18 protein-coding genes are annotated in these 24,078 nt (G+C 63.4%); 13 read left to right on the forward strand and 5 right to left on the reverse strand.

Features of this window, described 5'->3' with window-relative positions:
• Window positions 1-40: 40 nt before the first annotated feature.
• From N4Q37_RS15070 to cobG, 5 genes are all read right to left on the reverse strand, one after another.
• On the reverse strand, window positions 41-7,099 hold the full coding sequence (locus N4Q37_RS15070) for a TcdA/TcdB catalytic glycosyltransferase domain-containing protein (protein ID WP_260958804.1): 7,059 nt from the start codon (window positions 7,097-7,099) through the stop codon (window positions 41-43).
• A gap of 347 nt (window positions 7,100-7,446) precedes the next feature.
• Entirely contained in the window at window positions 7,447-9,138 is a 1,692-nt protein-coding gene (cobJ, locus tag N4Q37_RS15075) for a precorrin-3B C(17)-methyltransferase (RefSeq protein WP_260958805.1), read from the reverse strand.
• Entirely contained in the window at window positions 9,135-9,869 is a 735-nt protein-coding gene (locus tag N4Q37_RS15080) for a precorrin-2 C(20)-methyltransferase (RefSeq protein ID WP_260958806.1), read from the reverse strand. The genes cobJ and N4Q37_RS15080 overlap by 4 nt, the downstream gene beginning before the upstream one ends.
• The gene (locus N4Q37_RS15085; protein ID WP_260958807.1) at window positions 9,866-10,492 is read right to left on the reverse strand and encodes a precorrin-8X methylmutase; all 627 of its coding nucleotides are present in this window, start codon (window positions 10,490-10,492) and stop codon (window positions 9,866-9,868) included. The genes N4Q37_RS15080 and N4Q37_RS15085 overlap by 4 nt, the downstream gene beginning before the upstream one ends.
• Window positions 10,485-11,804 carry a precorrin-3B synthase gene (cobG, locus tag N4Q37_RS15090; RefSeq protein ID WP_260958808.1) on the reverse strand — a complete coding sequence of 440 codons (1,320 nt, stop codon included), beginning with the start codon at window positions 11,802-11,804 and terminating at the stop codon, window positions 10,485-10,487. Before cobG ends, N4Q37_RS15085 begins: the two co-directional genes overlap by 8 nt.
• Before the next feature lie 274 nt (window positions 11,805-12,078).
• Here cobG and cbiE point away from each other — a divergent pair, with 274 nt between their 5' ends.
• The 13 genes from cbiE (at window position 12,079) to N4Q37_RS15155 (ending at window position 23,933) form a co-directional block, all read left to right on the forward strand.
• Window positions 12,079-13,290: a precorrin-6y C5,15-methyltransferase (decarboxylating) subunit CbiE gene (cbiE, locus tag N4Q37_RS15095; RefSeq protein ID WP_260958809.1), complete on the forward strand. Its 1,212-nt coding sequence runs from the start codon at window positions 12,079-12,081 to the stop codon at window positions 13,288-13,290.
• Window positions 13,283-14,380, forward strand: a complete 1,098-nt coding sequence (locus N4Q37_RS15100; RefSeq protein WP_260958810.1) for a cobalt-precorrin-5B (C(1))-methyltransferase — start codon at window positions 13,283-13,285, stop codon at window positions 14,378-14,380. The genes cbiE and N4Q37_RS15100 overlap by 8 nt, the downstream gene beginning before the upstream one ends.
• Window positions 14,377-15,105: a cobalt-precorrin-6A reductase gene (locus tag N4Q37_RS15105; RefSeq protein WP_260958811.1), complete on the forward strand. Its 729-nt coding sequence runs from the start codon at window positions 14,377-14,379 to the stop codon at window positions 15,103-15,105. Before N4Q37_RS15100 ends, N4Q37_RS15105 begins: the two co-directional genes overlap by 4 nt.
• Window positions 15,106-15,296: 191 nt before the next feature.
• The gene (locus N4Q37_RS15110; RefSeq protein ID WP_260958812.1) at window positions 15,297-15,599 is read left to right on the forward strand and encodes a type II toxin-antitoxin system RelE/ParE family toxin; all 303 of its coding nucleotides are present in this window, start codon (window positions 15,297-15,299) and stop codon (window positions 15,597-15,599) included.
• Window positions 15,600-15,602: 3 nt separating this feature from the next.
• On the forward strand, window positions 15,603-15,893 hold the full coding sequence (locus tag N4Q37_RS15115; RefSeq protein ID WP_260958814.1) for an addiction module antidote protein: 291 nt from the start codon (window positions 15,603-15,605) through the stop codon (window positions 15,891-15,893).
• 131 nt (window positions 15,894-16,024) lie between these two features.
• On the forward strand, window positions 16,025-16,423 hold the full coding sequence (locus tag N4Q37_RS15120; RefSeq protein WP_260958815.1) for a DUF2946 domain-containing protein: 399 nt from the start codon (window positions 16,025-16,027) through the stop codon (window positions 16,421-16,423).
• A gap of 47 nt (window positions 16,424-16,470) precedes the next feature.
• Entirely contained in the window at window positions 16,471-16,950 is a 480-nt protein-coding gene (locus N4Q37_RS15125; RefSeq protein WP_260958816.1) for a copper chaperone PCu(A)C, read from the forward strand.
• A gap of 39 nt (window positions 16,951-16,989) precedes the next feature.
• On the forward strand, window positions 16,990-17,391 hold the full coding sequence (locus tag N4Q37_RS15130) for a DUF2946 domain-containing protein (protein ID WP_260958817.1): 402 nt from the start codon (window positions 16,990-16,992) through the stop codon (window positions 17,389-17,391).
• Window positions 17,392-17,475: 84 nt separating this feature from the next.
• A complete protein-coding gene (locus tag N4Q37_RS15135; RefSeq protein WP_260958818.1) occupies window positions 17,476-19,602 on the forward strand; it encodes a TonB-dependent copper receptor in 2,127 nt (708 codons plus the stop codon).
• Window positions 19,603-19,731: 129 nt separating this feature from the next.
• The gene (locus N4Q37_RS15140; RefSeq protein WP_260958819.1) at window positions 19,732-21,105 is read left to right on the forward strand and encodes a PepSY-associated TM helix domain-containing protein; all 1,374 of its coding nucleotides are present in this window, start codon (window positions 19,732-19,734) and stop codon (window positions 21,103-21,105) included.
• A gap of 88 nt (window positions 21,106-21,193) precedes the next feature.
• Window positions 21,194-21,982: an ABC transporter ATP-binding protein gene (locus N4Q37_RS15145; protein ID WP_260958820.1), complete on the forward strand. Its 789-nt coding sequence runs from the start codon at window positions 21,194-21,196 to the stop codon at window positions 21,980-21,982.
• Window positions 21,979-22,926, forward strand: coding sequence for an ABC transporter substrate-binding protein (locus tag N4Q37_RS15150; protein ID WP_260958821.1), 948 nt, complete (start codon window positions 21,979-21,981; stop codon window positions 22,924-22,926). The genes N4Q37_RS15145 and N4Q37_RS15150 overlap by 4 nt, the downstream gene beginning before the upstream one ends.
• Entirely contained in the window at window positions 22,923-23,933 is a 1,011-nt protein-coding gene (locus N4Q37_RS15155) for a FecCD family ABC transporter permease (protein ID WP_260958822.1), read from the forward strand. Before N4Q37_RS15150 ends, N4Q37_RS15155 begins: the two co-directional genes overlap by 4 nt.
• Window positions 23,934-24,078: the final 145 nt, after the last annotated feature.

Raw genomic sequence — 24,078 nt, forward strand, 5'->3', positions numbered from 1 at the left:
CAGCAACCCTTTTTACTCACGGCCATGCTTGTAGTTGGGCTCAACCCACCGTGTTGGTCTCCACCGCCAACGGTTCATGCAACAGCGTTTGCAGCGTGACACCGTTCTGGCTGTCCCGCAGGGCGTCCAGGCGTTGCACCAGCGTCGAGACGGCATAGTGTCGATGTCCACCGAAGCTGAGCAATACGTCGCCACGCAAGTTGACGTCAGCGGCATACACCTCACGACAAATCAGACTGTGACCGCTGTCCGGATCAAGAATGACCAAGTGCTCATGGACCTTACTCAGCCATAACCGGTCAGGTTCATCCAGGTCCCAGATCAACTTGCCGGGGATCGTTATCGCATCGCCCAGCGGGTGCCGGCAGTCGAGGATCACCGACTTGACCCTCGCCCAGGCGGCTTTGGATAACCGGTAGCTCACCGCGCCCTGGCCCATGCGCAGGATCAGGATCCTGACGTCATCCGGCATCAACGGCAGTAAATCATCGATCTTCGCTTCGCCCCCCTCGACGACCATCACCTCCCCCTCACGCCGGACATAACTGAGCGGCCCGACATGGCCACTGCCGGGCAAGGCCACCAGCGTTCCGTGGGTGCTCTCATGAAGCAGGACGTGGGTCTGGCGCTGCGTCCCCAACACCTCGAAAGATTCCGGAATGGCGGCCCGGGGCACCCGGATCACACGTTCTGTCTCGACGACGAACCACTTCAGGCCATCGGGATCGCCCACCGACAGCAATGGGCTGTGGGACGCGCGGGCGGTCAACTGCCTGAATCCCTCGCGCTCGCGACCACCTTGCGCTGCGACCCATTGCTCAGTGACACCGACCACCCTCGCCGGCTCCTGGTCATGCAACACGACCTCCACGCCGTCGAATGTCACGCCGCGTAGGCCCGCCCCATCCACCGTCAGTTCGACAAACTGCCAGGGCGCCCATTCGCGCTGCGGATGAGGCAGCCCATCCGCCTGCAACAACCGCGAGCCCTGGCCAAAGGCAGCGTCCAGTCGCTGCGGATCGATGAATGCCTGGCGATAGACCTCGCCACTCGTCACATCGAATAACCAGGCGGCCTCACCGTCCGGGGTAGCGCCCAGCAGCCGCACCTGCGTGGCGCCGCCCCAGTCGAGCAACAACAACCGATTGCCCACATACCAGGCGCACAAAGTCCCCTCCCCTGCAACATTGCTCAAGCCGATAAGCGCCAGGCTTTTGCTCCCCTGTCTTTGGGCTAGCGCGTCCAGGGCCAACCACCATTGCGCCCGATCCTTGAACCAGTTTTCGCGCACACCTCCCAGTTGCGGGTCGCCGTGGCCGGTCACGTTGTTGTAGAACAAGCCATCTGAGCTCAACGCCACGTACCCATCCTCAACAGCCACGACATTTTCCAGGCTCGACGTCCACAAGCACCGGCTGGACCATCGCCACTGGCCCGCCACCCAGGTCCGCCGCCTGGCGCACAACGCTTGGTCGAGCCTGTCGTAGATGACAAACACATCGCTGTCGTCCGCGGGTGCGAGCAAGGTCAGGTCCGTCATGTTCTTGATCGAGTCGGGCCACCCACGCGGCTGGTTTCTTCGTGGCGAAGGGCGGATGACCAGGCCGTCGCGGCGGCGAACCCAAGCCATGTCCCGCCGCTGCGCATCGATCTTCCAGCAGACCGAAACAAAAGGCGCCGGCTGCCAGTTGACGGTCTCGAAGGTGTCCGCCTCGTCAGCGAACGGCACGAAGGGGGCGGCATCGCCCAACACTGTCGACCAATCGTCCAGTCTCCCGCCGGAACTGAGGACCGACTCCAGCGACGCGTCCAGATCCCGGCTAATGGAACTGAGCAACAGTTGCCCATCGTGAATCACATACACCAGCACATCGTGAGTCCGGTCCTGGCGGGTGATGTGCTGGACGACATGGATCACGCCTTGCTCGTTCGCCTCGACGCTCTGGATGACAGCGCTCAGGTTATTCGTACTGCGCAGCCAATAGCGATGGCTCAGCACGCCAGTGACCGCATCGGTTTGCCAGATGATCAGATTCTGCGGATCGTAGAAATAACAGCGATCGCCTGCCACAGCCCCCAGCACCGCTTCATCGCTACCCGGCAGTTCATCGCGAATGAACAGGAAACGATCGTTCCTGGCTTCGTACCAGGCCGTAACGTAGCGGGGATCGTCCGCTTTCTCGAATGGAATCAGATAACGATGAACCGGCGTATACGGCATCACCAGACGGTGTTGCCTGGCCAAGGTCTTGAAGTGCTCCTGCAAGGCCTGTCGGTCCATGCCCCGGGGCACCTGCTGTTCAACCACGGCGAGTTTGCCCGCCTCGGCCTTGAACACCTGTTCATCGGCGATCCGTATCAACACCTCATGACGCCCCGTCCCCGTGAACGCGACCGTGACATCGCCGATGGACAGTTTCCCGTAACGCTCGATCCGCAGGTCACTCTCCCTGGCCCAAGGGGCGTCCAACACCCAACTGGCGTTCAACGGGCGCGTCGCCCCGAGGGTCAGGCTCACACCGGGATTGAGCACCAAGGCACATTGCTTGCCGGCGCCCTGGATCTCGTAGGCGATCTTGCCATGCCAGGCCGGCGGCAGAACGGGCACCACCAACGAACGATCGTTGCCATCGAGCACCACCTTGATCACGCTCGGACGATAGTCCGGGACCAGGCGATAAAGGATGTAGTCACTGGGAAACGAATAGAACGAAAACAGGAATAACCATCCACCGTCGGCCTTCCTTTTCTCCAGGCGCCGTGCGGTGTCAAAACCGCTGTCATGGCGCAGTCCCGCGAAGGGCAGCGCCTTGTACTCGTACCGGTAGCAGGTTTGCGGTGCGCAGGGCAGGACAATGACCGAACCTGCCGGCGGGTTGAATATGACTCGTCCCGGCAGGTTGAGCTCACGGCGAATATTGATCGCCCGCTCATAGTCGTCATCGAAGGTCGGCACGCCAAAATGATCGCGCAGCGGATACAGCCGGGGGCTGTCCAGCTGAAGTTGGCCGCGAGCCAGGTCCAGCGTGTGAACGATCAGCGACGGGTGAGGCAGCCAGGCGCCCTGGGTGGCGTCAGACCGATAGGCCTGCAGATGGGCGTGCGCCACTTCATCGAAAAACAGCCCGACTTGCTTGGCCTCCTCAGCAATGCCAGCAAACCCTTGGGCCAGCGCCGTCACCCCCACCGCCAAGCCGCCCAGCATCACCGCCGCGCCGCCCAATAAGGCGCCGGCGGTCGTGGCGCCGGCGGCAAAAGCGCCTATCGATAGCACCAGGCTGGCCGAGTCGAACGCCAGCTGGGTACCGAACTGGGCCCGTCCGACTTCGTTTTGCGCGGTGGATAACTGGTAAATGTCGAATCCGACGTTGGCCAGTTGCAGCAATCCGCCCGTCGCTTCGCTGACACTGCTCCCCACGGCAGCCTTGACCACCGGCGCGACGGTGCGGGCGATCAGCTTCTCCTGGGCCAGTGCCTGCCGGACAAGCCCCACCAGAGCTGCCACGTCCACCACGTTGCCATGGACCAATTGCGCGTAATTGACATAGGCATGCAACCGGACCGCCAGGGTCAGCGGCCGGTCAGGCCCTTCCCGCCCTCGCAACGCGTTCATCAACGCTTGTATGGCGAAACCGGCGTTCAGGGTGTGGACGCTGCCCACCTCGGTGGGATCGCCCGTCAGCGAAGGTCTGTTGGCCAGGACTGAAAAGCGTTCCGAGAGGTAGTTCTTTATCCGCAGGAGCCGATGATCATCGGTGACGATCCGCACCAACGTCTCAGGTTTTTGCGGATCGATCAGGCTCATCCGGTAGGAGCCGTTCGGCATGACCTCCAGGGTATCGAACAGCGGTACCAGGTGCGGCGCCAACTGGTTCGTTTGCTGAAGGTGGATGGTCGCCTCCTCGATCTGCTGGCTCCACCAATGGCTATCCAGGGCCAGCAGAGAACTCCCCAAGCGAGGATTGCTCTGCAGTGACTGCCCACGGGCGTTGGCCAACCGCTGCCGGATGGGGCGTTGCAGCTTGGCGGACAAGCCGCCGGGTTGCAGCAACTGCTCCACCGTGACCCCGTCGGCCAGTTGCAAGGCCGAAACCTTTTCACTTTGCAGCTCGATCAGGTCGAATTGCGGTCGGGTTTCAGAACCATAGGCCGCGTAATAACGGGCCATACCCTCTTTCTGGAAAAAGTGCTCCAGGCCACGCTGGAAGGCCTCGGGTTGCTCGAATTTGCACAAGCCGAAGTTGGGGTCGAAAAAATGATAGGTGGCGCGTTCTGCACTGACGGTCTTGGCCACCAGCATCGAATGATTATCGGAGTTGAGCATCAGTGTTCGAGTGCCGACGTGTTTCTCGAGTGCGGCGGTGACCTGATCGAGGTTCACCTGGCCCAACGACGTGCCGACATCACTGATCGCGACGTCCCGCAGGGCCTCCAGCGCCTGGAGAAAGCCCTGGGAATCGGCCTGCCCCGGTTCGAGCACCGCCAGGAAGAAACGCTCGCGCAACTGTCCAGAGGCAGAATCGCCCAGGGCAAGCGCCGCGCTCATCGCCAGTGCCAAGGGATAGCAGCGCCCGCCGATCGTCTCGCCGTCGTGATCGAGCAGCAAATCCTGGGGGACCATCTGGACGCCGTTGTGCCCGAACCCATCGAGCACCTGCCCGGATCGTTCGACGACCTGGATACGGTGCTCAAGCGTGGCCACTTTCTGGATCCGCGCGACATGACGACCCCATTCAAACAAGGTCCGCGCGCCCTTCAAGGCGGCTTTTTTCAGCGCCAGCGCGCTGTCCGAAGGCTTCGACGCATAAGCCGGCTCGCTGCCCAGCCCCCTCATGAACCTGGCGGCCTTGTGCTTGTACAACTGGCGCTCGATGACTGCGTAACGCCCGGACACGCCCTGCTCGGCAACGCCGTTGGCCAGGTTCTCCAGCTCACTGGTGGCCGCATTGAAATGCCGGTTGTCCAAAGAATCCATTCCCAACAACACGCCCAACGACAGCCTTTGCAAAGGACTCACTTCAATGACGCGCAGGGAGTCGTCGGCGATGTTGCTCAGCACTTCATCGATCCCCAAGTGGCGAACGTCCTTATCGCTCAGGAACACCGGAACCAGCGCATCGGCCGCCTGGCGCCGGATCAGTTGGCGATCGTCGAAACTCAGCGGCAGCGGCTGGTCGAAGCGGATTTCCCCGTCATGCCCCTGCCTCATCGCCTCGATAAACGGCTCGCCGAGCCCCTCGACCAGACGCTCGAGCACATCGGTCAGCAGCACCGCTCGCCCTTCGATCAACGGCCAGCCCTGCTGGAACTCGACGGTCGAATGCTTGAGCAACTGCGCCATGTCACCGCTGTAGCGCGCGCTGTACTGCCCCTCGCGCCAGCGCGCCAGCTCGTTGCCGAGCCATTTATCCGGATTGCTCTCGTTCTCTTTCCAGGAGTGATCCTGCTCCTCTTCGGTGGCGCCGTTCACCGTCCGATGGGGGGCGATGGCCGCTTCTTTGCGCAGGGTTTGGGCAATGGCCGCGCTCAAGTGCGCCTTCGCGTAATCGGCCATGCCGTCGCGCATGGCACCGGGGCCCGTCAGGTAGATGGTGCCCTCGCTTTCAAAGCGAATGCCATCGCCAAAGTGGGTCGCGACGGCCGAGACCAGCGCGATCGCCCCGGGCACCTCCTCCATCGGCAACTGGGCCAGTGGCCCATTGGATGTTTCGTACACCTCCTCCACCAGGCTCAACATGCCGGCGACATCGCTCAGTGCAACATCGCGCTGGGCGGCCAACCGGGTCGAGGCGTCAATCAGCGCGTCATTGATACGGAACCTGTCGATCACGCTTTTGACGACCGCACTGCCCGGATGAGCCATCAGGAACGCGTTGGATAACGATTGCTCCATGGCCAGGGCCCGCAGCGCGAAAGGACGGGCCAGCCGATCCGCCGGCTGCTTGAAGACCTTGCCCAGGCTTGGCCGACCTTTTGCGAACGCCTCCAGTGCCGACAGATGCTCGGCGGGGATATGCACCCGATAACGGGAGGAGGCCTGGCGACCGGGCATCCATTCGGGGTTTTCGTTCAACAACAATTGCAGGGTGCCGAGACGGGCATCCCGGCCGAAACCGCCGATATCGACGGCACCCAGGGTTTGCGCCAGCGGCGGCAGGTGGTCGATATCGGTATAACCGCCACCTTCTGCAAACAGCGCTTCCACTCGCACAACATCGGAGGCCGCCGCCATGTTGCCGCGCAAACGCATTTCCCGCTGATAGACATCATGCAATTGCAACGTGATTTCGCCAGCCGCTATATCACGCAATTGGAAGCCGCCCATGTCCAGAACACTGCGACGATTATGTTCCAACTGTTTGCGTAATATTTGCGCATCTTGGCCATAAGCGCGCGACAGTAGATCTATTCGGGCTTCGTCAGCTGACCCACCGTCCGCCACGGCCGCACTAATATGCATATACATCTGTTGTTTCAGCACAATAGCCCGCTCGTTATACAGAGCACCCAGTTCAACTTCCGAAATAGTTTTATCCACCCCATTCAAAAAGACATCGGCCTTGGCAGCCTCGACAATCAGTTTATTGGTTTGCCACGCCAGTAATGCATCGCTGTCATACCAAAGATTCAAGGTATAGCCCTGCGGGGCCAACACCTGTCGCCAGACATTGAGGTAATCGCGCTGAATCTCGCCAAGGCCGCCGCCGAGCCAGACAAAGTGCTGCGTCCTGGGCACCTCCGTTGGCAGCTGCTTCATCTGTTCGGCACTGAACTGCAGGCGCGCCTCATGGCGCTCGACTTTGTCATAGATCCGCGGCAAGTCCACCGCGGCCTCGGCCTGACCCGCCGTACCGGTGCCCTGGCTGCGTTTGACCCTGCGGCTGCCCAGGATCCGGGCAAGCGTTCGCTTCAACAACCCCAGGGGCTCGAGCAGCCTGTGGGAATCCGGCATGCCGATACAAGCAAAGTAATAACGCATGACCGCGTCGTATTGTTCATTGTTCTTGTAGGGCAACAGGGCACGTTCAAGATCGGCCAGTTTGAAAAGACTGATAAAACCGACCGCACTGTCGCGAGCCTGGGCGTTTGCTTCCTGCATAAAACACTCCTTGACCTGTTCAAACAAGAAAGAACAGGCATATAAAAACATCGCCATCAGGGTGTGTCCTGGCGACGAATCATTCAATTGATATCTTGCAACCTGGTGACATCTAAAGTTACGTCAAATACTGATGAGCGCCTCGCGACAACTGATCAGGCACGCAAACTAACGCTTAAGAAGCAACAACTCAAACAGGAAGGCTTTCAATGCATTTCAAAACAGGGACAAACTAAAATCACTTCTTTATCTATACGCGCGACAAATAAAAATACAATACCCCGACATTTACGCGAATCACCGTGGCGAGGGAGTTTGCTCCCTCGCCACGGTTTTCAAGTGAACGTTCAGGCGGGCTTGAGCCCATACCAGCGCGGCGTGTACACCCACTCCCCACCTTCGGCACGCGGGAACACGCAGGTCGTGGAGGAGCCGATCAACACCATGGTGCGCATGTCCACCTGCTCCGGAGTCAATTGCCCCAGCGTGGTAACGCGCAGGGTCTGGCCCGGCCGGCCGATGTCACGCCCCAACACCACCGGCGTATCCGAGGTGCGATGCTGGGCGACGATCTCCAGGGCACGTCCCAACTGCCAGGGCCGGGAACGGGAGATCGGGTTATAGAAGGCCAGGGCCAGGTCCGCTTCCGCCGCCAGGTCCAGTCGTTTTTCGATGATCGACCACGGCTTGAGGTTGTCCGACAGCGACATCACGCAGAAGTCATGTCCCAACGGTGCACCGGCCTGGGCGGCAGTGGCAAGGGACGCCGAGACCCCCGGAAGGATTTGCAGATCGACGTTGTGCCAGCGGACATCCGTCGACTCGTGCAGCGCTTCGAGCACGGCGGCAGCCATGGCGAACACGCCCGGGTCGCCGGACGACACCACCACCACCGAACGCCCTTGGGCCGCCAGTTCGAAGGCGTGGCGGGCGCGTTGCATTTCTTCGCGGTTGTCGGTGCAGTGCTGCACTTGATCGGCTCGAAATGGCCCCGCCATGCGCACGTAGGTTTCGTAGCCCAGCACATCGGTGGCACGGTCGAGTTCGGCGCGCACCGCCGGGACCATCAAATCCGCCGCCCCCGGGCCAAGGCCGATCACGGCCAGGCGACCACGCGCACGGCCGATCCGCTGCGGGTCGAGGGGTAGTTCGGCCACGGCGATGGCATGCTCACCCGCGGCGTGAATCGACACCCCTTGGCCGAGGGCTTCGTTCAGCCATTGGGCGACTTCACCTTGGGCCGTTGCGAAACGCAACGGCACGTTCAAGGCCGAGGCGGCTTCGTGCAGTTCTGGCCGGGCCATGTCACTGTCCGCCGCCAACAGGCACGCCAGCGATTGTGGCGCAAGGCCGACCCCGCCCAAGGTTTCGCCGATGTTCGTCGACGCCCCGGCAGCTAACGCCACCACCACGTTGCGCGGGTAAATGCGCAGCTCGTCCGCCGTCGGCGTACCGGCGGCGCTGTCGATGCGAATCGCCAGGCGCGCCTGCGCATCCTCGGGCAACTGCGCCTGCTCCAACCACGGGGCGATGCCTTCGACGCGCACCGACTCACCGGCCAGCAGGTCGGAGACAAAACGCTTGCCCTGCTCCAAATCACCGAGGTGGTAACCCCTCGGCGGATTGAGCAAGCAGGTGCCGAAACGCAATTCACCGCTGGTGGTAATCGCCGGGGCGACTTGCAGCGCTGCCGCGATGTCGCGGGCCATGACATTGACCCCGCCCAGCCCGCCCAACAGCGGCACCACGGCGCTGCCATCCTCGGCCACCGCCAGCACCGGCGGCTCGGCGCCTTTTTCCAGCAGCAGCGGCGCCAGGGTGCGAATGACGATGCCGGCCGCGCACAGGGCGATGATCGGCGTGTCCTGCTGATAGAACTCGCGCAGCGTCGCGCCGAATTCGAGGTATTGACGATCCGCGCCCTCGACCCGTCCGGCCAGGCCGTGGATCAGGGCATCGGGGTAACGTTGCTGGATCCGTCGGGCCGTGGCGAGGCTACCGGGCCCGAGGATGACGATTGCCGCTGCCTTCGACGTCATCCCTGCCACCGTTCGCCCGGCACGATGATCAGCGAGAAATACGGCGAGGACATGGGCTCGACTTCATCCAGCGGCACGATTTTCTGATTGGCCATGGTCGCCCGTTCGACGTACAACGCCCGACCGTCCAGGCCCAGCTCCCCGAGCACCTGGCGGACCTTGGGGAAATTGCGCCCCAGCTTCATGATCACCGCCGCGTCGGCATCGGCCAGGCGGCGCTTGAGTTCGTCATGGGGCAAGACGCCGGAGAGCACCGACAGGCTCTGGTTGCGATAGACCAGCGGCGCACCGAGCACCGAGGCGCCACCGAGCATCGAGCACACGCCAGGAATCACTTCGGCGTCGTAACGCTCGGCCAGGCGGTCGTGCAGGTACATGTAGGAGCCGTAGAAGAAAGGATCACCCTCGCAGATCACCGCCACGTCGCGCCCGGCGTCCAGGTGCGTGGCCAACTGTTCGGCGGCGGTATCGTAGAAGTCGGCGATCACCTGCTCATAGGACAAAGGCGCCGGCAAGGCTTCGGTGGTGACCGGATAGACCAGCGGCAGCAAGGTCTGGGCCTCCTGCAAGTGCGCCTCGATGATGCCGAAGGCGTTGCCCTTCTTGCCCTTGGCGACGAAGTACGCCACCACCGGCGACTCACGCAGCAGGCGCAGGGCCTTGACCGTGATCAGTTCCGGGTCACCGGGGCCCACGCCGAGGCCGATCAGACGTCCAGGTTGCTGCATCATTCAATCTCCGTAGCGAGGGCGTTGACGGCTGCGGCGGCCATGGCGCTACCGCCCAACCGGCCTTGCATGATCACGAACGGCACGCCGCGGCTGTTGGCCGCCAGCATCGCCTTGGATTCGGCGGCGCCGACGAAGCCCACCGGGAAACCGAGGATCAATGCCGGTTTCGGTGCGCCGGCATCGAGCATTTCCAACAGGTAGAACAACGCGGTCGGCGCGTTGCCGATGACCACCACGCTGCCTTCCAGGTACGGGCGCCACAGTTCCAGGGCCACCGCCGAGCGGGTATTGCCCAGCTCACGGGCCAGCTCCGGCACGCGCTCGTCGCGCAAGGTGCAGATCACCGGGTTGTTGGCCGGCAGGCGCGCGCGGGTCACGCCCTCGCTGACCATCCGCGCATCGCACAGGATCGGCGCACCGGCAGCCAGCGCCTGGCGCCCGGCCGTGCCCGCGCCTTCGGAAAACTGCAGGCCATCGATGGCCTCGACCATGCCGCAGGCGTGGATCACCCGCACCGCGAGTTTTTCCAGGTCGGCCGGAATGCGCGCCAGGTTGGCTTCGGCGCGGATGATCGCGAAAGAGTTGCGATAGATCTCCTGACCGTCGCGGATGTAATCAAGCATCAAGGGAGCTCCGGGGGCGCGCATCGAGCCAGTGGCCGAGCGCTTCAATAGTCAGGTTGCGTGCCTGCAACGCGCCGAAACCCGGCAGCGTGGCATCGCGCAGATACAGGTCGTAACGACCGGGGGCGACCGCCAGCAACGTGGCGGGCACGACATGGGCCGCCGCGCAGGAACGCGGGCAGCCCGACAAATGAACCTTCAAGGTGCGACCCTGGCGTTGCAGCAGGTCGGCCAGTCGGCGGGCATCGGCCTTGGTATCGGCCAGCGCCCTGCCACAACCGTCGGAACCGGTGCAGGCGATGAGTTGCGCCAGGGGTTGAGCGGCCGAACCGAGCAACCCCAGCGCCTCGAGACGCGCCAGCACGTCGTCCGCCTCCTCGCGACGGACATTGGGCAACAGCAGACTTTGCCACGGCGTCAGGCGAAAACTCGCGTCGCCCTTCTCCCGCGCGAGTTGCGCAACGCCACGCAACATGGCCGCGTCGAGCCGGCCCAGGGGTGCCACGGCCCCCACGTAGACTCGCTCGTCGTGCTGGGGATGAATGCCGATGTGCAGCCCATCGACGGCCCCTGCTCGTCGCCATTCGGTGCAGGGTTGCAAGGGCACGCGGCGGGCCAGTTGGGCGATGAAATCCTGGCGGGGGATTTCGTCCAGCAAGTGCCGCATCCGCGTCTGGTCCGGGCGAGCCAGGTCGAGGAACAGCGTCAACACCGCCATCACCAACCCGTGCCCCTCGGCCAGCGGCACCGCGCCCGCTGGCTCATCGAGCGGCGACCCGGCCAACCCGAAGGCCCACCCGGGCTCGCCATCACGGACAACGGCCGATAGCCACAAGTCGTGATGGTGCTCGAGCATCGCCAGGCGCTCGCCACCATCCAACTGCACGGCGAACTTGGCCGACAGTTCATGGAAGCGCTCATGGTCCTGCAGGCTCAGCAGCACCTGGGCGGCCAACGGACGGGTGTCGAGCAGCCGGTGTCGATCGATTCCGGCCGATGGGCTGAGCATCACATTGCGCACGTCATCGCCGTCCGGTTTACGGGGGCCGAGTCCGGCGGCCAGCAGTTGCCCGATCAGCGCGTCCTCGTCCGGACCGATCCCACGAATTTGCAGGTTGGCGCGGTTGGTCGCCTCGATCACACCCCCGGCAAACCGCTCGGCGGCCGACGCCACGGCATCGGCCTGGTCCGCCAGGATGACGCCGCCGTCAAGCTTGATCCGGCAGATCCCACCGTCCAGCGCCTGGACGATACGCAGCAGCCCGGGGCAACCGGTGGGCCGGATGAGGCAAGAAGAGGGACGTTCGTTCAAGGGCAGACCGCCAAAATTAGGAAACGCCACGATGGCGAAGGACGGCCATTATGCCTGCTTTGCCTGGGGTCAGGAAAAGCTTGCCGGTCGGATTGCCGAGCGGCGGCGCAAATTGCGGATAACTGCAATGACGACGTTGAACGGCCCGCCGATATCGCCAGCGAGCCGGGGCCGACAGAGGTTCACGCTTTAACCGAAAGGGCACGGTATGATGGCGGCCCGGTTCGTGGAGCAACGGATCCGGCGACCCACCCCATTCATTCGAGGAGCAAAGATGACCCCCTGGCTGACCGTAGTGGGCATCGGCGAAGACGGCTTCAAGGGCCTGGGCCGGACGGCGCGTCACGCCCTGCTGCGGGCCACGCGGATTGTCGGTAGCGACCGGCAACTGGCGCTCTTGCCCAAGTGCATCGCCGGCCAGCGGGAGTTGTGGCCCAGCCCGTTCTCCCTTGAGCCACTGCTGGCACGCAGGGGCGAGCCGGTGTGCGTGCTGGCCAGCGGCGATCCGATGTTCTACGGCGTCGGCGCCAGCCTGGCGAAACAGGTCCCGGGCGAGCAGATGCAAATCATCCCGGCGCCTTCCTCCTGCTCGTTGGCGGCGGCACGTCTGGGCTGGCCGTTGCAGGACGTGGTCACGTTGTCGCTGGTGGCGCGCCCTTTGGCAGCGCTCAACGCCCATTTATCCACAGGCGTGCGGCTGTTGCTGTTGAGCAATGACCGCCACAGCCCTGCCGCCGTCGCCGCGTTATTGCGCGAGCGCGGGTTCGGCCCCAGTTCCATGAGCGTGCTGGAACACCTGGGCGGCGAGGCAGAACGGCGGATCGACAGCAGCGCGCAGCAATGGTCCGACCCGACCACCGCCGACCTGAACCTGATCGCCATCGAATGCCGCGCCGACACCTCGACGCAGCCACTGTCGCGCCTGGCCGGGCTACCCGACCAGGCATTCGAACATGACGGCCAGATCACCAAGCGCGACGTACGCGCCATCACCCTGGCCCGTCTCGCCCCGACACCTGGCGAACTGCTCTGGGACGTCGGCGCCGGCAGCGGCTCCATCGGCATCGAATGGATGCGCGCCCACCCCAGTTGTCGGGCCCTGGCAATTGAAGCCAATGAAGGCCGCCAAGGCCTGATCGAACGCAACCGCGACACCCTCGGCGTGCCCGGCCTGCAACTGATTCGCGGACGCGCGCCGCAGGCCCTCGAAGGCTTGGAGCGTCCGGACGCGGTGTTCATCGGTGGCGGCGTCACCCGCGAAGGCGTGCTCGACGCGTGCTGGGCCCGCCTCAAGCCCGGCGGGCGCCTGGTGGCCAACGCCGTGACCCTGCAAAGCGAGGTGACGCTCATGAATTGGCGCGACCGGCATGGCGGCGAACTGACCCGCATCCACATTGCCCAGGCCCAGCCGCTGGGTGAGTTCGACACCTGGCGCCAGGCACTGCCGATTACCTTGCTGGACCTGGTAAAACCCCTCGATGCGTGACGAAACCGCCGAACAACCCGCTCCCCTGCGCAGCGGCCTGACCACCGGCAGTTGCGCCACGGCCACCAGCCTGGCGGCGGCGCGCTTGCTGCTGGGCGGTACTCACGCCGATGCCGTGGAGATCGTCTTGCCCAAGGGCAAGCAGGTGCGGATGCGCTTGGAGTTTTGCCGGTTGACCGAGCAAGGCGCCGAAGCTGGGACGATCAAGGACGCCGGCGATGACCCGGACGTGACCCACGGCGCCCTGTTGTTTTCCCAGGTGCGCCTGATCGCCGAACCCGGCGTGCGTTTCGTCGCCGGTCGTGGCGTGGGCACGGTAACACGACCGGGGCTGGTGCTGGCCGTCGGCGAACCGGCGATCAACCCGGTGCCGCGCCAGATGATCAACGACCACCTGGCCCGCCTGGCCGCGGAAAGCGCCTATGCCGGCGGTTTCGAGGTCACGGTCAACGTCGAGGGCGGCGAAGCCCTGGCACTCAAAACCATGAATCCAAGGCTGGGTATCCTCGGCGGCCTGTCGATCCTCGGCACCAGCGGTATCGTCCGGCCGTTTTCCTGCGCGGCCTACATCGCCTCGATCCACCAGGGCATCGACGTAGCGAAAACCAACGGTTACCTGCACATCGCCGCTTGCACTGGCAACGCCAGCGAAGACACCATGCGCCGGGTCTACAACCTGCCGGAAATCGCCCTGATCGAAATGGGCGACTTCGTCGGCGCCGTGCTCAAGCACCTGCGCAAGGTGCCGGTGGAAAAACTCAGCCTCTGCGGCGGTTTCGGCAAGATCAGCAAACTCGCCGCCGGCCACATGGACCTGCACAGCCGACATTCGAGCATCGACCTGCCGCAACTGGCCGAATGGGCGGCCGCTGTCGGGGCCGATGACGCGTTGCAGGCTGACATCCGCAACGCCAACACCAGCCAGCAAGCCCTGGCCATGGCCAGCGCCGCCGGCATCGCCCTCGGCGACGCGGTGTGCGGGCACGCCCTGGCTTTTGCCCGTAGCATCGTGCCCGCCCAGGTCCAGGTCGAAGTCTTCGCCATCGACCGCCAGGGCGGGATCGTCGGTCACGCGGGAGTTTTGAAATGAAACGTATCCTGCTGCTCGGTGGTGTCACCGAAGCCCTGGCCATCGCCCGAACCCTGGGCCCTCAACACATCTACAGCCTGGCAGGCATCGGACGCGTCCCCACCGACCTGGCCTGCCAGGTCCGCGTCGGTGGCTACGGCGGAGCCGAGGGATTGGCCCACTTCATCCAGGAGCACGGCATCGACCTGCTGCTGGACGCGACCCACCCCTATGCCGCGCAAATCAGCCACAACGCAGCCCATGCAGCCCGCGCCTGCGGCATTCCCTGCTGGGCCCTGCGCCGCCCGGCATGGCAACCCCAGACCGGCGACGACTGGCGCGAAGTGGCCGACTGGGCCGAACTGATCCAGGCCCTGAAACCCTTCCACCGTCCCCTGTTCACCCTCGGTCGCGAACCGTTGCAACACCTGCACGAAATCCCGCCCGAGCAATTCTGGACCCTGCGCGCCCTGGACGTTTACCCCGGCAACGAACGCTGCGAAGTGATCGGCGCACGCGGACCGTTCCACATCGAAGGCGAGCGTGAACTGTTCGAACGGCGGCAGATCGATGTGCTGGTCAGCAAGAACAGCGGCAGCACGGCTACTGAGCCGAAACTGGAAGTGGCGCGGGAGCGGGGGGTGCCGGTGTTGGTGTTGAAGCGGCCGGTGTTGCCGGGGGTGGATCGGGAGTTTGGTGCGGTCAATGAGATGCTGAGTGCTTTATCTGTACCAGACAGCTTCTGAATTCAACCCATCTGCCCGACATTTCCCACAAGCTTTCAAGACGAAGCTGTCTGTTTCGTCCAAGACATTCAATTTTATAGTTCCGCTCCTTAATACCCGCCGCAGCACCTTTCTGTCATCAAGCATGAGGGCCCCCTCTCATGCGGAGAAAGCGCTGCTTGCCAACGTGTATCCCAAGGAATACGATCCAAATGATCGAATTTGAACAGTCCCGAGTATTTAGGAGCTGGCTTAGCGGGTTGAAGGACCTCTCTGGGAAAGCTCGCATCATTGCCAGACTTCGATCTGCAGAACATGGAAATTTTGGTGACTGCGAACCGGTGGGTAACGCAGTGTATGAGATGCGTATTCACTCGGGTCCAGGCTACAGAGTGTACTTTTCCCGCCGGCGTTCCGTCATTTACTTGCTACTTGTGGGGGGTGACAAATCGACTCAGAAACGGGATATCACACGCGCGATTCAAATGGCGCAAATCATGGGTAATGAGGAGTGAATCATGACCGAAGAGTTCACACGTTTCGATGCGGCTACCTACCTTAAGACGCCAGAGGAAATGGCCGCTTATCTGGATGCCTGTTTTGAAGAGGATGCGGGTGACGGCGTCCTGATTCGAGCAGCCCTTAACGATATCGCACGGGCAAAAGGCATGACGCAAATTGCCCGAGATGCAGGCTTAGGGCGCGAGAGTCTTTATAAAGCACTTGGAAGTGCGGGCAATCCTGAGTTCACAACTATCATGAAAGTCATGAAAGCTCTGGGCTTGAGGTTGCATGCGACAGCCATCTGACAAACGTTCCGTCGCTTTCTGTCGGGGTGTTCGAAGCCCTGCGACCCTACACCGCATATAGCTTTTTTACTTATCCCCCCCGATCAGGCTAAATACCGCCACCTGATCGCCCCAACCGAGCGGATTGCCCCATGTCCCGACACCGGCTTGCATTTGCCTGGATCGCCTGCTTCGCAGTGCTGTTCAACATGCTTGCCATGCCGCTTGCCGGCAGCGCTGACACGATGGCGAAAGCACCCGCCGAGCAGGTGCTATGGGGCAGTTACTGTTCCTCCAGCGGCATGAAAATGGTGGCAATGTCCCTGGGCAAGTTGGAACAGGGCACGCCGCAGAACGACCACCACTCAACGATGCAGCACTGCTGGTGCTGTTCCGGTTCGGCGCCTTCGGTGGCGCTTGCCGGACCTGTTCCACAGTTGTATCTGGATGCACAACCGGCCCATCGCGCCGGCATTCGCTCGAAACTCGACAACCCCACGCCACGCCAGCAATGGCCAAGCCTCAACCCCCGCGCTTCGCCTCTGGCCTGATTCTTCTCGCATAAAAACTGCGCCCTGAATCGTTCCGGAGAATTGCCATGTTCAACAGACTTATCCTGCTGGCTGCCCTGCTGCTTCCCGTCGGCTTCGCCCAAGCTCACCAATACAAAGTGGGTGAGCTCGAGATCGCCCATCCCTGGTCCCAGGAATTGCCGCCCAACGCGCCGACGGTGGCCGCGTATTTCGTGATCCACAACGGCGGTTCGACCGCTGACAAACTGCTCAGCGTCGATACGACCATCGCTGGCAAGGCCGAGCTGCATGAGCACGTGATGCAAAACGACCTGATGAAAATGCAACCCGTGCCCGTCGTCGATATCGCCCCCGGTGCGACCGTCACCTTCGCGCCGATGGCCTATCACGTGATGCTGCTGGACCTGAAGGACCGCAGTCTGCTCAGCGATGGAAAACGCTTCCCCATGACCCTGCATTTCGAAAAAGCCGGGGATGTCACCGTCGACGTAGCCGTGCAGAAGAAAGCCCCTGACGGCACCAAGACCCACATGCACGCCCAGTAGCCGTAGCCACCCGTGCAACCTCTTCGCACCCGGTCGCCCATGAGCCTGGCACGCGGCAGCTGGATTAGCCTGTTCGCCATGCTGATGATCTTTATCGGTCCGCTGATTTCTCAGTCGATGCCGATGGATCAGCGCATGTCCTCGTCGATGTCGATGAGCATGGCAATGGACATGGACATGGACATGGACATGGACATGACGGCGCACGACGCGCCGGCAGCCGAACACTGTCCGCCCCAGGGCGAGCACCATGCGTTGTGGGAAAAGTGCGGCTATTGCAACCTGCTGTCCAACTGCCCCGCCCTGCCTGGCGGTCACACGTTCGCGGTTTTCGACACCCCGCCGAGCAGCACCTACACCACCCCCTCCCCGCGCCTGGGCCATGCCCGTTCGGCGTTCTTCCCCGGCGCCCGTACCCGCGCACCGCCCCTCGACGCGTAAGTCCGACACTTAATTCACCCCGGTCGCACAAGACGGCTCCAGGCCGCCCGACCGTGTCGTCTACGTTTGTTCGATGGAATCCTCATGTCCAGGTTTTCTGCTGGCACCGCTTTGGGCTCTGCCCAGGTTCGCTGCCCCCTGAACGAGCCACGGGTTCGTTTACGCCAAACCATTGCCGCCCTGTGCGGCCTGCTGCTCACGCCCTACGTACTCGCCGTTGAGCACGACCATCACGAGGGCCAGGTCGAAGAACTGAGCCCGACGGTCATCACCGCCATCGCCCCCAGTTCGCCGCTGACCGTCGTCACCAATCCCAAGGATCCGCGCCAACCGGTGCCGGCCAGTGATGGCGGCGACTACCTCAAGACCATCCCTGGCTTCGCCCTGGTACGCAACGGCGGCACCAATGGCGACCCGGTGCTGCGCGGCATGTTCGGCTCGCGGCTGAATATCCTCACCAACGGCAGCATGCTGTTGGGCGCCTGTCCGGGCCGGATGGACGCGCCAACGTCCTACATATCACCGGAGACCTACGACAAGCTCACCGTGATCAAGGGCCCGCAAACCGTGCTGTGGGGCCCGGGTTCATCCGCCGGGACCATCCTGTTCGACCGCGAGCCGGAGCAGTTCGGTGAGCTGGGCACCCGGGTCAACGCCAGCGTGCTGGCCGGCTCCAACGGGCGTTTCGACAAAGTCGTGGATGCCGCCGCCGGCGGCTCGCTGGGCTATGTACGGGTGATCGGCAACACCGCTCATTCGGACGATTACCGCGACGGCAACAACGACACCGTGCCCTCGCGCTATGACAAGTGGAATGGCGACGTCACCCTCGGCTGGACGCCGGACGCCGACACCCTGCTGGAGCTGACCGCTGGCAAGGGCGACGGCGAAGCGCGCTACGCCGGGCGTGGCATGGACGGTTCGCAGTTCAAGCGCGAAAGCCTGGGACTTCGTTTCGAGCGTTCGAACATCGGCGACGTGTTGGACAAGGTCGAGGCGCAGGTCTACTACAACTACGCCGACCATGTGATGGACAACTACACCCTGCGCACACCGTCCGGCACCGGGATGATGGCCGGGCCCATGGCTTCCAACGTCGACCGCCGCACCCTCGGCGCCCGTATCAAGGCCACCTGGCGCTGGGCCGATGTGCAACTGATCAGCGGCCTGGACGCCCAGACCAACGAGCATCGCCAGCGCAGCGCAATGGGCGTGGACGCCTACAAGGACTTGCCGTACACCAAGGATGCCGACTTCCACAATTACGGGGTGTTCGGCGAGTTGACCTGGTACGCCGCCGACCGCGACCGCGTGATTACCGGCGCCCGGCTCGACCGTGCCTCGGCCAAGGACTATCGCCAGACCCTCGGCTCCGGCATGTCGGCGCGCCCCAATCCCACCCGCGATGAGACACGCGCCGACACATTGCCCAGCGGTTTCGTACGCTACGAACACGACCTGGATGACAGCCCCACCACCCTCTACGCCGGTTTGGGCCACAGCCAACGCTTCCCGGATTACTGGGAGTTGTTCTCGCCGAACGCCGGCCCCAGCGGCTCGCTGAATGCCTTCGACTCGATCAAGCCGGAAAAAACCACCCAGCTCGATTTCGGCCTGCAATACAAGACCGAAGCCCTCGAAGCCTGGGCCTCGGGTTATGTCGGGCAGGTGCGCGACTACATCCTGTTCGACTACACCCCCGGCATGATGGGCACCACCTCCCGGGCCGAGAACGTCGATGCGCGAATCATGGGCGGTGAACTGGGCGCGGCCTACAAACTCACCGAGCACTGGAAGGCGGACGCCACCCTGGCCTACGCCTGGGGCAAGAACAGCAGCGACGGCACCGCCCTGGCGCAGATGCCTCCGCTGGATGCACGCCTGGGCCTGACCTACAGCGAGGACCGCTGGAGTGCCGGCGCATTGTGGCGCGTGGTCGCGGCCCAGAACCGTGTCGACGAAAACCGCGGCAACGTGGTGGGCAAGGACTACGGCAACAGCTCGGGCTTTGGCGTCTTCTCCCTCAACGGCGCCTATCGCATCAACCAGCACTGGAAGGTCAGCAGCGGCGTCGACAACCTGTTTGGCAAAGCCTATGCCGAGCACTTGAACCTGGCCGGTAACGCCGGGTTCGGCTACCCGGCGAACGACCCGCAAGCCATCAACGAACCGGGGCGCACGCTCTGGACCAAGGTGGATATGAGTTTCTAGAAAAACATCGCGGGCAAGCCCTGCAACCACAGCAATGAGGTAGCTGTGGGAGCAAGGCTTGCCCGCGATCGGTTGCGCAGCAACCGCAAAAAACATAACAACCCAATTTGCCAAGCGGAGCGCTTTTCAATGAGCCAACCCAAACCGAATTTCTACCACCTGGCCTGGCGCTGGCATTTCTATGCCGGGCTGTTCGTGGCGCCGTTCATGGTGATGCTGGCCCTGACCGGGATCATCTACCTGTTCAAGCCACAGCTCGATCCACTGATGTACGGCAGCCTGATGAACGTGCCGGCGGGGCATCACACGCTGGCAGCCGACGACCTGCTGAAAAAGGTTCGCCAGGCCTACCCCGAAGGCCAGGTCAAACAGTACCTGCCACCGATCAACGCCGAGCGCAGCGCGCAGTTCGTGGTGATCGACAAGGGCCGTGAATTGAACGTGTTCATCGACCCGTACCATGGCGACGTGCTGGGCGAGCAGGACGCAAAGAACAATCTGCAAGCGCTGTCCCGGGCCATCCACGGCGAGTTGCTGATCGGCACTGTCGGCGACCGACTGGTGGAAATGGCCGCCGGCTGGGGCGTGGTGCTGGTGGTCTCGGGGCTGTACCTGTGGTGGCCGCGCGGGCAGTCGCCGGCCGGGGTGCTGTGGCCACGCTGGCATGCGCGCGGTCGGCTGTTCTGGCGCGACCTGCACGTCGTCCTTGGGTTCTGGGGCGCGGCGTTGCTGCTGGTGATGCTGCTCAGCGGCATGACCTGGACCGGTTTCTGGGGCAAGCAATACGCCAACCTCTGGAACCGCTTCCCGGCGGCGATGTGGAACGACGTGCCCAAGTCCGACGTGGAGGCTGGCAGCCTCAACAACGCTCATCGCCAGACCGTGCCCTGGGCCGTGGAAAACACCCCGATGCCGATGTCCGGCGACCACGCCGAACACATGGGCCATGGCAGCCAGCATGAAGGCCCCGCCGCCCCGACCGTCAGCCTGCAGGAGGTGCAGGACATCGCCCGCGAACGCAACGTGACCGCCGGCTACAGCATCACCCTGCCGAAGACCGCCAGCGGCGTGTTCACCATCGCGGTCTTCGCCGACGATCCGCGCAACGACGCCACCCTGCATGTCGATCAATACACCGGCAAGGTCCTGGCCGACGTACGCTGGGCGCACTACAGCTTCGTCGCCCGCGCCACCGAAACCGGGGTGATGCTGCACGAAGGCAAGATGTTCGGCCCGGTGAACCAGATCATCGTGCTGCTGATTTGCCTGATGATCCTGCTCAGTGCCGTCAGTGGCGTGGTGATCTGGTGGAAACGCCGACCCCAGGGCAGGTTCGGCGTGCCGCCGCTGCGCCACGACTTGCCGACATGGAAGACCGGCGTGTTCATCATGCTGGCCCTGGCGGTGGTGTTTCCGCTGGTGGGAATTTCGCTGCTGGCGGTGTGGTTGCTGGACTGGCTCGTCGCCCGTTTCAATCGCCGGGCTGAGATGGCTTCATCTTAAGTTGAAGACAGCGCGTTAACGGACGGCGGCGCGAAACCTCTACAATCGCGCCGGCTTTGCAAACCACACACATGACTTGAGTAGATGCATGACCTCGCTCACCCTCTCCCACCTTGCCTGGACACCCCTGGGCCAGGGCCACTGTCATCACCAGTTCCAACTGCATGACGTCACGTTGTGGGTGGCGGACGGAGAGTTCGTCGGGTTGATCGGGCCCAACGGCAGTGGCAAGACCAGCCTGTTGCGCTGCGCCTATCGCTTCAGCCGGCCGGAACGTGGCGAGGTGAAACTTGAACATCACAACGTATGGAAGCAGTCCTCGCGCTGGTGCGCCCAGCGTATCGCCGTGGTCTTGCAGGAGTTTCCCGATGCCTTCGGCCTGACGGTCGAGGAAGTGGTCGCCATGGGCCGCACGCCCCATAAAGGCCTGTTCGATGGCGACAATCAGGAGGACCGTCGCCGGGTGCTCCAGGCGCTGGAATCGGTCGGGCTCGAAGGCTTTGGCGACCATGGTTTCGCCACCCTCTCGGGCGGAGAAAAACAGCGGGTGATCCTCGCCCGTGCCCTCGCCCAGCAACCGCAGTTGCTGATCCTCGACGAACCGACCAACCACCTCGACCCGCACTATCAACTGCAATTGCTGCAACTGATCAAGGGCCTGGGCATCGGCACCCTCGCCAGCCTCCACGACCTGAACCTGGCCGCCGCCTTCTGCGACCGCCTGTACGTGATCGAACACGGGCGCATTGTCGCCAGCGGCACCCCCAAGGATGTCCTCACCGTCGAGCTGTTGCGCGAGGTGTTCGGCATCAAGGCCCTGGTGGATGAACACCCGCTGTCCGGCTACCCCCGAATCACCTGGATAACCCAACCATGACTTTGCGTTTTCTGCTGCTCCTGCCCCTCTTGCTGGGCAGCGCCCAGGCCCTGGCCGAGGCCACTCGCTATCCGCTGACGATCCAGAGTTGCAATCGCCAGGTGCAGTTCAACCAGGCCCCCCGGCACGCGGTCAGCCATGACATCAACATGACCCAGATGATGCTCGCCCTCGGGCTCAAGCCGCGCATGGTCGGCTACAGCGGGATCAGTGGCTGGAAATCGGTAACGCCCGAGATGGCAAGGATCCTCGACGGCCTGCCGGAACTGGCGGCCAAGTACCCGTCGGTGGAAACCCTGCTCAATGCCAACGTGGATTTCTTTTTTGCCGGCTGGGACTACGGTATGCGCGTGGGCGGTGACCTGACGCCGCAGACCCTGCAACCGCTGGGCATCAACGTGTATGAGCTGACCGAGTCCTGCGCCTTCGTGATGAAACGCCCGGCGGCCTCGCTGGAAGACACCTACAACGACCTGCGCAACCTCGGGAAAATTTTCGACGTGCAGGAGCGCGCCGATGCCCTGATTGCGACAATGCAGGCCCAGGTGGCCGAAGTCCGCCAACAGCTACCGCCGGATCGACCTCGGGTGTTCCTGTACGACAGCGGCGAAGACCGAGCCATGACCTCCGGCCGCCTGGGCATGCCCCAGGCGCTGATCGACGCGGCTGGCGGGCGCAACATTCTCGACGACGTGGAGACCAGTTGGACCCGGGTCAACTGGGAAAACGTGGTGGAGCGCAATCCTCAGGTCATCGTGATCGTTGACTATGGCGAAGTCAGTGCCGAACAGAAGCAGCAGTTTTTGCTGGGCAACCCGGCCCTCCAATCGGTGGATGCAATCAAGCATCGACGCTTTATCGTGATCCCCTACGTCCAAGCCACGCCAGGCATCGATAACGTGCTGGCGGTGCAAACCCTGGCGAAGGGCTTTCACGGCCCATGAATGATCGTCGCTACGGTGCCCTGCTGGTCCTGCTCGGCACGCTGATGCTGGTGTCGTGCGTGGTGTCCCTGGGCTTTGGCCCGGCGCGGGTGCCGGTGGCCGTGGTCTGGGACATCCTGCTGAACAAGGCCTTGGGCATCGGCGACGCCTACTGGACGCCCGGCCAGGAACACATCGTCTGGCTGATCCGCGTGCCACGCCTGTTGCTCGGTGCCCTGGTTGGCGCCGGGCTGGCGCTGATCGGTGCGGTGCTGCAAGCGGTCACGCGCAACCCGCTGGCCGATCCGCACCTGCTGGGCGTCACGTCCGGCGCAACCCTCGGCGCGGTCATCGTGGTGTTGCATGTCGGCGAAATCGTCGGCCTGCTGACCCTACCTCTCGCCGCGTTCGTCGGCGCGTTGCTGAGCATGTTGCTGGTGCTGGCGATTGCCAGCCGCCAGGGACGCCTGGAAAGTGATCGCCTGCTGCTGTGCGGCGTAGCGGTGTCGTTCGTGATGATGGCGGCGGCCAATCTGCTGCTGTTTCTCGGTGACCATCGCGCAAGCTCCGCGGTGATGTTCTGGATGCTCGGTGGCCTGGGCCTGGCGCGCTGGGAGCTGCTGGCGGTGCCGGCCATCAGCGTATTGGTGGGGTTGGTGTTGCTGTTGGGCATGGCTCGCCCGCTGAACGCCTTGATGGCCGGTGAGCAGACCGCCGTGACCTTGGGCCTGAACGCTGCGAGGGTACGCTTGTGGATCTTCCTGATCGCGTCGCTGATGACCGGCGTGCTGGTGTCCATCAGCGGCTCGATCGGCTTCGTCGGACTGATGGTGCCGCACATCGCCCGGCGACTGGTGGGCGCCGAACACCGTCGGCTGCTGCCGACCTGCGTGCTGCTGGGCAGCCTGTTCCTGATGTGGGTGGATGTCGCCGCCCGGACCCTGATCGCCCCCGAGGACCTGCCGATCGGCGTCGCCACCGCGGCCATCGGTGGCCTGTTCTTCATCGGCTTGATGCGGCGCCGCTGATCCCCCTTTTTCTCCCAAACAACAAATGACCTGTGGGAGCAAAGCTCCCACAGGGGAGACTGCAATCCTACGCCCCAATGTGGCGCGCCTGGCCGCACCAACGACCGCACGACGGGCACTCATGGTGCGTCGCCCTGTCCATCCC

It is taken from the genome of Pseudomonas citri, assembly GCF_025336485.1.
GTDB lineage: Bacteria > Pseudomonadota > Gammaproteobacteria > Pseudomonadales > Pseudomonadaceae > Aquipseudomonas > Aquipseudomonas citri.

Excerpts from the sequence above, each read along its gene's own strand:
- N4Q37_RS15120 (WP_260958815.1), top strand. The coding sequence starts at position 16,025 with ATGTCCCGACACCGGCTTGCATTTGCCTGGATCGCCTGCTTCGCAGTG.
- N4Q37_RS15135 (WP_260958818.1), top strand. The coding sequence starts at position 17,476 with ATGTCCAGGTTTTCTGCTGGCACCGCTTTGGGCTCTGCCCAGGTTCGC.
- N4Q37_RS15150 (WP_260958821.1), top strand. The coding sequence starts at position 21,979 with ATGACTTTGCGTTTTCTGCTGCTCCTGCCCCTCTTGCTGGGCAGCGCC.
- N4Q37_RS15110 (WP_260958812.1), top strand. The coding sequence starts at position 15,297 with ATGATCGAATTTGAACAGTCCCGAGTATTTAGGAGCTGGCTTAGCGGG.
- N4Q37_RS15130 (WP_260958817.1), top strand. The coding sequence starts at position 16,990 with ATGAGCCTGGCACGCGGCAGCTGGATTAGCCTGTTCGCCATGCTGATG.
- N4Q37_RS15115 (WP_260958814.1), top strand. The coding sequence starts at position 15,603 with ATGACCGAAGAGTTCACACGTTTCGATGCGGCTACCTACCTTAAGACG.
- cbiE (WP_260958809.1), top strand. The coding sequence starts at position 12,079 with ATGACCCCCTGGCTGACCGTAGTGGGCATCGGCGAAGACGGCTTCAAG.
- N4Q37_RS15140 (WP_260958819.1), top strand. The coding sequence starts at position 19,732 with ATGAGCCAACCCAAACCGAATTTCTACCACCTGGCCTGGCGCTGGCAT.
- N4Q37_RS15125 (WP_260958816.1), top strand. The coding sequence starts at position 16,471 with ATGTTCAACAGACTTATCCTGCTGGCTGCCCTGCTGCTTCCCGTCGGC.
- N4Q37_RS15105 (WP_260958811.1), top strand. The coding sequence starts at position 14,377 with ATGAAACGTATCCTGCTGCTCGGTGGTGTCACCGAAGCCCTGGCCATC.
- N4Q37_RS15100 (WP_260958810.1), top strand. The coding sequence starts at position 13,283 with ATGCGTGACGAAACCGCCGAACAACCCGCTCCCCTGCGCAGCGGCCTG.
- N4Q37_RS15070 (WP_260958804.1), bottom strand. The coding sequence starts at position 7,099 with ATGCAGGAAGCAAACGCCCAGGCTCGCGACAGTGCGGTCGGTTTTATC.
- cobJ (WP_260958805.1), bottom strand. The coding sequence starts at position 9,138 with ATGACGTCGAAGGCAGCGGCAATCGTCATCCTCGGGCCCGGTAGCCTC.
- N4Q37_RS15080 (WP_260958806.1), bottom strand. The coding sequence starts at position 9,869 with ATGATGCAGCAACCTGGACGTCTGATCGGCCTCGGCGTGGGCCCCGGT.
- N4Q37_RS15155 (WP_260958822.1), top strand. The coding sequence starts at position 22,923 with ATGAATGATCGTCGCTACGGTGCCCTGCTGGTCCTGCTCGGCACGCTG.
- N4Q37_RS15085 (WP_260958807.1), bottom strand. The coding sequence starts at position 10,492 with ATGCTTGATTACATCCGCGACGGTCAGGAGATCTATCGCAACTCTTTC.
- N4Q37_RS15145 (WP_260958820.1), top strand. The coding sequence starts at position 21,194 with ATGACCTCGCTCACCCTCTCCCACCTTGCCTGGACACCCCTGGGCCAG.